At 69.7% G+C, this 1,890-nt stretch carries 2 protein-coding genes; both read right to left on the bottom strand.

From position 1 onward, the window contains the following. On the bottom strand, nucleotides 1-917 hold a 917-nt coding region (locus ACTWQH_RS32675; RefSeq protein ID WP_443290441.1), incomplete at its 3' end, for an alpha/beta hydrolase family protein. Nucleotides 918-978: 61 nt separating this feature from the next. Continuing rightward, on the bottom strand, nucleotides 979-1,890 hold a 912-nt coding region (locus tag ACTWQH_RS32670; protein WP_443290440.1), incomplete at its 5' end, for a non-reducing end alpha-L-arabinofuranosidase family hydrolase.

The following is a 1,890-nucleotide window of genomic DNA, read 5'->3' as shown; positions in this document are numbered from 1 at the left end:
TGGGCGCCGGCCGGGAGGCGGTCGTGGGCGGCGGTGTCGCCGTACAGGCTCCAGCGGAACCAGTCCAGGAAGGTGTTCTCGGTCTGGGGGTAGGTGGGGTAGTCCGGCACGAGGTAGGCGCCGTGGTCCGCGCCGAGGTGGGTGAGGAAGGCCTTGGGCGCGGCGAGTTCGTCATACGCCGTGCGGGCCGAGGAGATCTGGCAGGTGGGGTCCTGGTCGCCGTGGATGAACAGCACGTTGGCGGCGACCGAGCCGTCGGGGTCGCCGATGTCCACGCAGGCGATGGGCACGGCGGCCTTGATCCGGTCGTCGGGGAACGCGCTGACCAGGCCGTGGGTGGTCATACCGCCCATGGAGTGGCCGGAGACGCCGACCCCGGCCTCGGTGTCGATGTGCCCGGCGAGCGGGTCGCCCGAGGCGTCGTTCAGCGCGAGGGTCTGGGTGATGACCTCCGAGACGTCCCTGGACCACTCGCCGCCGTAGACGCTTTGGATGTTGGTGTTGTCGGAGAAGGAGGGCGCGGGGCAGATGAAGCCCGCGGAGGCCAGACCGTTGGTCTGCGAGGCGTAGCAGTCGGAGTTGCAGCCCATGCCGTGGCTGAACTCCGCGACGGGGAAGACGCCCTCGGCGATGGGCGCGTCCAGGACCGGCGTGCCGCCGGGGCTGCCGGGCGTGGGGTAGAACACCTTGGTGAACAGCGAGCGGCCGCCGCGGGACCAGGAGTACTCCCGGACTCCCACGGCCATGGGCTCGGGCGCCTGCCGGGGGGCGGTGGTGCGGGTGCCGGTGGTGCGGGCGGCGCGGGTGTGGGGGGTGCGGGTGGCGCTGGCCTGTCCGGTGCCGGCGAGCAGGGCCGCGCCCGCGCCGGCCGCTCCGGCCGCGCCAACGCCCAGGAGCGTGCGTCGTCGCATCGTCATGGGTGACTCCTTGTGTCTGTGGGGTGTGTGGGGGGGTGTGTGGGGTGGGGTGTGGGGGGTGTCAGCAGCCGCCGGTGCTGGTGGCCAGGCCCAGCTGCCAGGGCAGGTCGTGGTACTCGCCGCTGGAGTTGGGGTCCATGCCCTGGTAGAGGAGCTGGAGGTTGCAGGGGTCGATGGTGGGGTTTTGGTTGTTGTTGGTGCGCAGCAGTTCGCCGTGGCTGATGTCCTGGGTCCAGGCGGTGTGGTCGTCGAAGGTGACGTTGGTGCTGCGGGCGAAGGGGTTGTCCCCGGTGTCCGCCAGCGGGGTCCACTCACCACCCAGGCCCTCGGCGGTGAAGGAGCGGTACCAGCGCCGCCCGTCGGAGCCGATGGCCTCCCAGATCAGCAGGTAGGTGCTGGTGTCACCGACGCGGTAGACCGCGCCGCCCTCGAAGAGGTTGCTGGCGGAGTCCTCCAGCACGATCTGGGTGTCGTCCCAGCCGCCGGGGAAGGCGCCGGCGGTGGTGTGGGAGCGGTAGACATGGCCGTTGTCGTCGGCGGAGAACAGGTAGCAGTCGGTGTCGTCACAGTTGACGAAGAAGTCCAGCCAACTGCCGCCGCCGATGTTCTGCTCCACGATGTCCGGCACGCTGTCCATGAAGTGCTGCGGCACGGACCAGCTGGAGGGGTCGTTGATGTCGGTGGTCGTGGAGTAGGCCGGCAGGCCGTCCTGGTAGACCAGGTACCACTCACCCGTCGGTTCGTTGTAGAAGACGTGCGGGGCGGCACGGTAGCCGCCACCGATCGCAGAGGCGGCCTCCAGATCGACCTGCGGAGCGGAACCGGCCTCGGACCAGTCACCGAAACTCGTGTGAGCCAGACCCCAGTCACCATCGACGACCTTGGTGAAGAACACATGCCACACGCCGTTCTCGTCCTGGACCACCGACGGGTCCTTCGCCGCGACAGAGTTCAGATCCGACGCAGGCGCGAT

Origin of the sequence: Streptomyces sp. 6N223, from assembly GCF_052246635.1 — a bacterium.
GTDB lineage: Bacteria > Actinomycetota > Actinomycetes > Streptomycetales > Streptomycetaceae > Streptomyces.
The sequence above is the reverse complement of the archived record's forward strand: the minus strand, read 5'-3'. Positions and strand labels throughout refer to the sequence as shown.